The sequence below is a fragment of the Nostocoides jenkinsii Ben 74 genome (assembly GCF_001046875.1).
Lineage (GTDB): Bacteria > Actinomycetota > Actinomycetes > Actinomycetales > Dermatophilaceae > Nostocoides_A > Nostocoides_A jenkinsii.
This window is the reverse complement of sequence record NZ_HF571038.1, coordinates 3178456-3185362: the sequence shown is the minus strand read 5'-3', so window position 1 is coordinate 3185362 and position 6907 is coordinate 3178456. Positions and strand designations below refer to the sequence as shown.

Genomic DNA, 6907 nt, shown 5'->3' with positions numbered 1-6907 from the left:
GGGCTGCCTGCTGGCAGCCCGCCCGCGGCGATCGAACTTGATGTGGGCGGGATCATCCCCTAGGCGGGGGTGTCCTGCGTGAGCTTCTTCGCCCCGGTCATGATGGCGACGCCTTCACCCATGTCGTGCGACGCGGGAGTGATGACGCCGGCGCATCCGCCGAGTCGCTGGATGTGGATGCGGTCGGCCGCCTCCCACACGTGCGGCATGTTGTGGCTGATCAAGATGACGCCGAGACCGTTGTCGCGGAGTTGTTTGATCATGTCCAGCACCATCCCGGACTCCTTGACACCCAGGGCCGCAGTCGGCTCGTCGAGGACGACCACCTTGGACCCGAATGCGGCGGCTCGGGCCACGGCGACTGCCTGGCGCTGACCACCGGAGAGGTTCTCGACGGCCAGATTCATGTTTTGAATCGTCTGGATGCCGAGTTCACGCACCGAGTCACCGGCCCGCTTCGCCATGCCCTTCTTGTCGAGCATGCGCAGCACGGAGCCGAGCGGGCCGGGCCGACGCTCCTCGCGAGCGAGATAGAGATTGCTCGCGATGTCGAGGGCGGGGATGACCGCCAACTGCTGATAGACCGTCTCGATGCCAGCCTCGCGGGCGTCCTGCGGACGCTTGAAATCGACCTCCTTGCCATCGAGATAGATCTGACCGGCGGTCGGCTGGTAGGCGCCGGTGAGGCACTTGATCAGCGTGGACTTGCCGGCACCGTTGTCACCGATGACCGCGAGAACCTCACCCTTGTACAGGTCGAGATTCACCCCGTCCAGACCGACAACGTGACCCCACTGGATGCGCAGGTCGCGGCCGGACAGGATCGGCTCGGCGTCATAAACGTGTCGCTTCTCCGAGGGGATGTGATCCACCGCCAGTGGCAGTTTGCTCGGGGCCATCACTTCACCTTCCGGATCCACTGGTCGATACCGACGGCGACGATGACCAGGATGCCGGTCGCGAGGACGCGGTATTGCTGGTTGACGCCGGCGAGGGAGAGCCCGAAGGCGAACGACTGGACGATCAGCGCCCCGATCAAGGTGCCGACCAGCCGGCCACGGCCACCGAAGAGGCTGGTGCCGCCGATGACGACCGCGGTGATGCTGTCGAGGTTCGCCTGCGGGTAGGCATTCGGCGTTGCCGCACCGGAGCGTCCGATGAGCGCCCAGGCTGCCAGGCCATAGAGCAGGCCGGCGACGGTGTAGACCTGCAGCAGGACCCGCTTGGACGGCACACCGGAAAGGCGAGCCGACTCGGGGTCGTCACCCACGGCATACACATAACGACCCCAGGCCGTCTGGCTCAGGATGAAGCCGACCACGGCATACATCACGATCACCAGCAGGACGCCCCAGGTCAGGCGCAGGCCGCCGATCGAGAAGCCATTGCCGAGGGCGTTGAGGAAGTCCGGCAGGTGGCTCGCTTGGATGCTCGAGCCGCCCGAGTAGAGCAGCGCGATGGCCGTGAAGATCGAGAGCGTGCCCAGGGTGACGATGAAGGGCGGCAGGTTGATCCGAGTGACGAGCAGACCGTTGAGCAGGCCGGCGCCCGTGGCGAGCGCGAGACCGATCAGCATGGCCAGCGGGCCCGGCATACCGCCGTCCTTGGCGAGGGCCGCCATGACCATCATCGACAAGACCATGATGGCGCCGACAGACAGGTCGATGCCGGCCGTGAGGATGACGAGCGTCTGGCCGATCGCGAGCGCCGCCACGATGGCGGTCTGCTGGAAGAGCAGGCCCATCGACCCGGCAGTCGCAAAGCGCGGGTTGAGGATCGTGAAGACGATGAACGAGACGATCAAGATGACCAGTGGGCTAACCCACGGGTAGCTGTGCAGCAGCCCCTGCAATCGTTGGAGCGGGGACTGTTGCCGGCCGGAGAACCGGCTGGCAGCGTCGGAGGTGGAGGTCGTCATACCTGACCTCAGTTGCCCCAGCAGATCTTGGCGCCCTCGTCAGCGGTGATGCTGCTGACGCCGTCCACCGGCTTGTCCGTGACCAGCGCGACGCCCGTGTTGAAGAAGTCGAGGCCCTCGGAGACGGCCGGCTTGGCGCCGCCGTTGGCGATCTTGGCGATGGCCTCCATGCCGAGAGTGGCCATCTTCAGCGGGTACTGCTGGGAGGTGGCGCCGATGACACCACTCTTGACCGAGCCGACGCCGGCGCAGCCACCGTCGACCGAGACGATGAGGGCCTTCTTGCCCTCGGCCTGGAGAGCGGCATTGGCGCCGACGGCTGCGGGCTCATTGATCGTGTAGACGACATTGATATTGCTGTTCTTGGCGAGGCACTTCTCCATCGCCGTGCGGCCGCCGTCCTCGGCGCCGTTGCTCGGCTCGTTGCAGACGATTTCGTAGTCGCCGCCGGAGTACTTGCCGGTCGGGGCCTCGTCGCCATTCTTCTTGCCGTCGGCGACGTCAATGCCCATGCCCTCGAGGAAGCCCTGGTCACGGTTGTAGTCGACGGAGACGATCTTGTCGTTGAAGAGGTCGAGGAGGGCGATGGTGGCCTTCTCACCCTTGAGCGTGCCAGCCGCCCACTGGCCGATGAGCTTTCCGGCCTCGCGGTTGTCAGTGGCGAAGGTGATGTCGACGGTGTCGGCCGGGTCCGGAGGGGTGTCGAGGGCGATCACGTACAGACCGGCGTCGCGAGCCTTCTTGATGGCAGCGTTGACGCCGTCGGACATCGGGGTGATCAGGATGCCCTTGTCGCCGCGGGCGATGGCCTGCTCGATGGCGTCGATCTGGCCCTGGTCGTCACCCTCTTGCTTGCCGGAGGCGATGGTCAGCTCGACGTTGTTCTTGCCGGCGTCGGCCTGCGCGCCCTTTTGCATCGCGACGAAGAAGGGGTTCGTGGAGTCCTTGGTGATCAGCGTGACGCCGATCTTCTTGCCGCCACCGGAGCCACCGGAGGCGGCATCGCCACTGCCGCTGTCGCCGCCACAGGCGGCCAACGAGAGGGCGAGGGCACATGCCCCAGAGGCTGCGACGATCCGACGAGCCGCAGCGGACGAACGAACGAACTGCATGGGGGGTTTCCTCCCTGTCGAGCGCCCTCCGGCGCTGGGTTCCGAAAGCTCCAGTGCCCTCGGTGACAACGTTGTCAGGGGTTTTCTATCGTGTCTATTGCGCCGACGTCAACACATGAGTTAGAAATTGTTACGTGAGTCCGACAACGTTGTCATCGCGAGGGGCCGACGGAGGCGCGGCTCGTGCGACGATGCGCGATGTCGCCGATGCCTCCGGCGTGAGCGTCAAGACCGTCTCGCGGGTGGTCAACGGCGAGCCGGGGGTCAAGCCCGAGGTGCGCGACCGCGTGTCAGCGGCCGCCGCGCGCCTCGACTACCGACACAACCTCGCGGCGAGCAACCTGCGCCGCAATGCGGCGCGCACCGGAGTGATCGGTGTCCTGGTGCAGGACGTCGCCAACAGCTTTTCCGCGTCGCTGCTCCGTGCCCTCGAGGACGCGATGCGTCCCCATCAGATGCTGCTGCTCGCGGCGAGCCTGGATGAGACGACGGCCCGGGAGCAATACATCGTCGAGAACCTCATCTCCCGCCGCGTCGACGGTCTCGTGCTGGTGCCGGCGAGCGCGCGCCAGGACTATCTCGCCCCCGAGATCCGCCGCAACTTCCCGATCGTCTTCGCGGACCGCGCCCCGCGCGGCATCGACACCGACTCGGTGGCGATCGATCACAGACTCGGGGGACGTATGGCCGTGGCCCACCTCCTCGCCCACGGTCACCGCCGCATCGCCGTCCTCACGGACACCGAGACGATCGCTACCGCGCGGGATCGCCGTGCGGGCGCTCGAGACGCCTTTGCCGCTCACGGTGTCGAGGTGCCGGGCGATCTCGTGCGCTCGGGCGTCGGCAGCGAGGAATTGGCGGGTGCGGCCGTGAACGCGCTCCGCGAACTCCCCGATCCGCCGACCGCGATCTTTTCGGGGCGCAACACGATCTCCAAGGGCGTCATCCGAGCCCTGACTCAGCGCGGGGAGCGCGACAGCGTGGCGGTCGTGGGCTTCGACGACTTCCCGATGTCGGATGTGCTCGGGCTCAGCGTCATCCGTCAAGACGTCGCCCAGCTTGGCGCGGCGGTCGGCGAGCGCCTGCTGGCACGCCTGAGCGGTGACCAATCACCGCCGCGCCACGACCTGCTCTCTCCCCAACTGATCATGCGCGGATCCGGCGAGATCCCACCCTCCGAGATCTCACCGCCCGAGCCCTCAGCCTGATCAAGCTGACCGGCATGCTTAGGCCGGCGGGATCGCTTTCATCTTGCGGTAGTAGTCACTCGATTCCGGCCGATACAACAGGTACATCGTCGCGGCGCCGATGGCCACCGACAATGCCTCGATCGCCTTGGTGAGCGCCGGCGCCGCCTGCGTATAACTGCCATACGCCAGGAAGGCGCCGATCACGAAGAGAACCGTCGCCATGATCCGGGCCCACCCGGCTCCGCGACCATTGGCCCACGACATCGTGAGCCAGAGCATCGCGATGAACAGGCCCCAAATCGCCATCCCCACCAGACCGACGACGACCGCTTGGTCGATCTCGGCGGTGGAGGCCGTGGGCGTGGTTCGCCGAATCTGTTCGGTGACGCGCGCGCGGATGGAGTCCCGAGTCAGCAACCCGGCGATGATCGAGACGACCGAGAGCACCGCCCCGGCCTGCATGGTGCGCACCGCGAAGTCCATCGAGCGGGGTCGGACCGGGACCACGACAGGCGCGGCTTTCCCCGACCGGGGCGGCGGCGCCGGCATTCGACCGTATGCCGCGGGGTCGGGTTCGCGAGTAGGCACGCGTTGGGCTCCTTCGGGAGGCGATAGCCGGGCGGTGGCCCCCATCGTCACACGCGGCGCCCCGCCGCCAAACTTGAGCACGCCTTACGTTCTTGAGCACGCGCTGCAGCGCGTGCTCAAGAACGTAAGGCGTGCTCAAGTTTGGAAGTGGGAGGGAGCAGTCAGACGGGACCCAACATGCTCAGCCCCGGGAGATTGCGGGCGACCCCGAAGGCCAGCATCACCACGGCGATCCCCCACAGGACCGCCGGGCGACGGATAAGGGTGACCGGAACGGCATACACCCGGGTCAGGCGCAGCAACAAAAGCACGGCCACGCCGCCCAAGGCGACCATGACCAGGGGGTTCTCGGCCCAGGCGCGCCCCAGGTCGCCGTGGCTCAAGGCGAGGGCCAGCCGCTGTCCACCGCACAACGGGCAGTACCACCCGGTGAGTGCGTAGAACGGACAGGGGATCATGGCCCTCGCCTAACGGGACGTCAGCGAGCCGAGATGACGACAGTCTTGGCGAGCTGGTCGTGGTAGCCGCGCAGGCGACCCGTCGGGTCCGCCCAGAACGGCGACAGGTAGACCACCAGCGACAGGATCCCGCAGATCATGCTCAGCACGTTGGGCAGGGCCCAGCGGATGATCGAGGGGCCCCATCCGGGCAGGGCACCATTGTCGACCTGGACGACCTTCAGCCCCATCAACTGCTTGCCCACGGTCGCACCGCGCAGCGCGATGAGCACGACCTCATAGGCGAGGCTGAGGATGACGAAGACGAACATTGTGGTCAGGAACGCGCCGGTGGCGAAGCCGCTCGGCTGGCCGTCACTGCCCGTGGTCGCGGAGAGTCCGCCGAGGCCGGCCAGGGAGAGCACGAAGAACACCACTGCCAGCAGGACACCGTCGATGATCCGGGCCAGCAGTCGCGATCCCATCGACGGGGGTGCGCCTCCGCCGGGCAGGCCCGTCGGGCCACCCGAGACGACGTAGGGGTTGTCCCCGCCGGCACCGGGCATGGCCGTGCCATAGGGGCTCGGGGCGGGCGCACCATACGGGCTGGGCGGCGGGGTGCCGTAGGACGGCGGGGTCGGCGCGCCGGAGCCGGGGAAGGCGGGCGTATCCGCCGGCGGCCTCGGGTAGGACGGGGCACCGGTCGCCGGCGGCGGCGGGAAGGCAGGTCCGGACGGCGGGGGCGGCGGCGGGTACTTGGGCTGGCCCGACCCGTAGTCGGGTGAGGTCGGATCTGAGTTGGACATCGCTGCTTTCACTTTCCTGACGGGTCGCCCACGGGGAGCGCTACTCGGAGCCTAAGAGGCGAGGCACCCCGACGGCCGGTAATTGCCGATATTCAGCGTCGTCGTCGGGCGATCTCATAAAGCGTGACGCCCGCGGCGAGGCCGGCGTTGAGGGATTCGACCGCGCTCGACATCGGGATCGAGACGATTTGATCGCAGGTCTCGCGGACCAGCCGCGACAGGCCCTTGCCCTCCGACCCGACGACGACCACCAGCGGCTCGCGGGCGAGGTCGAGGTCGGGGAGGTCGACATCGCCCTCCATGTCGAGGCCGACCACGAAGAAGCCCGCCTTGCGGTAGTCCTCCAGCGCCCGGGTCAGGTTCGTCGCTTGGGCGACCGGGATGCGCGCCGCGGCTCCCGCCGACGTCTTCCAGGCCGAGGCCGTCATCCCCACCGATCGGCGCGCCGGCACGACAACCCCGTGTCCGCCGAACGCCGCCACGGACCGCACGATCGCCCCGAGATTGCGGGGGTCGGTGATGCCGTCGAGCGCCACGATCAGAGGTATGCCGGGTGCTTCCGGATCGATCAGATCGTTCGGATGCGCATACGCGTAGGGCGGGACTTGCATCGCGAGGCCCTGGTGCACGGCACCGTCGGTGAGCCGATCGAGTTCTCCCCGAGGGGTTTCCAGCATGGGTATGCCGCGTTCCCCGGCGAGCTTGATCGCCTCCCGAACGCGGTCGTCGGCGTCGATCCGGCTCGCGACGTAGAGGGTCGCCGCGGGGACCGCGGACCGGAGCGCTTCGACGACCGAATTGCGTCCGGCCACCATCTCGCTGGAGGCCTTGGTGCGCCGCGGCGCGGGCCGGGAGC

The 6907-nt window shown here is 67.7% G+C and carries 8 protein-coding genes; 1 reads left to right on the top strand and 7 read right to left on the bottom strand.

Translation table 11 applies throughout. The features are described from left to right. Positions 1-59: 59 nt before the first annotated feature. From BN13_RS15255 to BN13_RS15245, 3 genes are read right to left on the bottom strand one after another with little or no spacing between them, the layout of a single operon-like run. The gene (locus BN13_RS15255; protein ID WP_084733805.1) at positions 60-899 is read right to left on the bottom strand and encodes an ATP-binding cassette domain-containing protein; all 840 of its coding nucleotides are present in this window, start codon (positions 897-899) and stop codon (positions 60-62) included. Beyond that, entirely contained in the window at positions 899-1918 is a 1020-nt protein-coding gene (locus tag BN13_RS15250) for an ABC transporter permease (protein ID WP_048548069.1), read from the bottom strand. Before BN13_RS15250 ends, BN13_RS15255 begins: the two co-directional genes overlap by 1 nt. Positions 1919-1926: 8 nt before the next feature. Then, positions 1927-3030: a substrate-binding domain-containing protein gene (locus BN13_RS15245; protein WP_053079821.1), complete on the bottom strand. Its 1104-nt coding sequence runs from the start codon at positions 3028-3030 to the stop codon at positions 1927-1929. Positions 3031-3221: 191 nt separating this feature from the next. On the opposite strand from BN13_RS15245, the gene BN13_RS15240 reads away from it, so the two are divergent. Then, positions 3222-4238: a LacI family DNA-binding transcriptional regulator gene (locus BN13_RS15240; RefSeq protein ID WP_048548068.1), complete on the top strand. Its 1017-nt coding sequence runs from the start codon at positions 3222-3224 to the stop codon at positions 4236-4238. Between the two features lie 18 nt (positions 4239-4256). Here BN13_RS15240 and BN13_RS15235 read toward each other — a convergent pair whose 3' ends face one another. From BN13_RS15235 to rlmB, 4 genes are all read right to left on the bottom strand, one after another. Further along, on the bottom strand, positions 4257-4808 hold the full coding sequence (locus tag BN13_RS15235) for a hypothetical protein (RefSeq protein ID WP_157038628.1): 552 nt from the start codon (positions 4806-4808) through the stop codon (positions 4257-4259). 161 nt (positions 4809-4969) lie between these two features. Beyond that, the gene (locus tag BN13_RS15230) at positions 4970-5266 is read right to left on the bottom strand and encodes a DUF2752 domain-containing protein (RefSeq protein WP_048548066.1); all 297 of its coding nucleotides are present in this window, start codon (positions 5264-5266) and stop codon (positions 4970-4972) included. 20 nt (positions 5267-5286) lie between these two features. After that, positions 5287-6051 carry an RDD family protein gene (locus BN13_RS15225; protein WP_084733804.1) on the bottom strand — a complete coding sequence of 255 codons (765 nt, stop codon included), beginning with the start codon at positions 6049-6051 and terminating at the stop codon, positions 5287-5289. 92 nt (positions 6052-6143) lie between these two features. Continuing rightward, the coding region (gene rlmB / locus BN13_RS15220; RefSeq protein ID WP_084733803.1) for a 23S rRNA (guanosine(2251)-2'-O)-methyltransferase RlmB at positions 6144-6907 on the bottom strand (764 nt) is incomplete at its 5' end.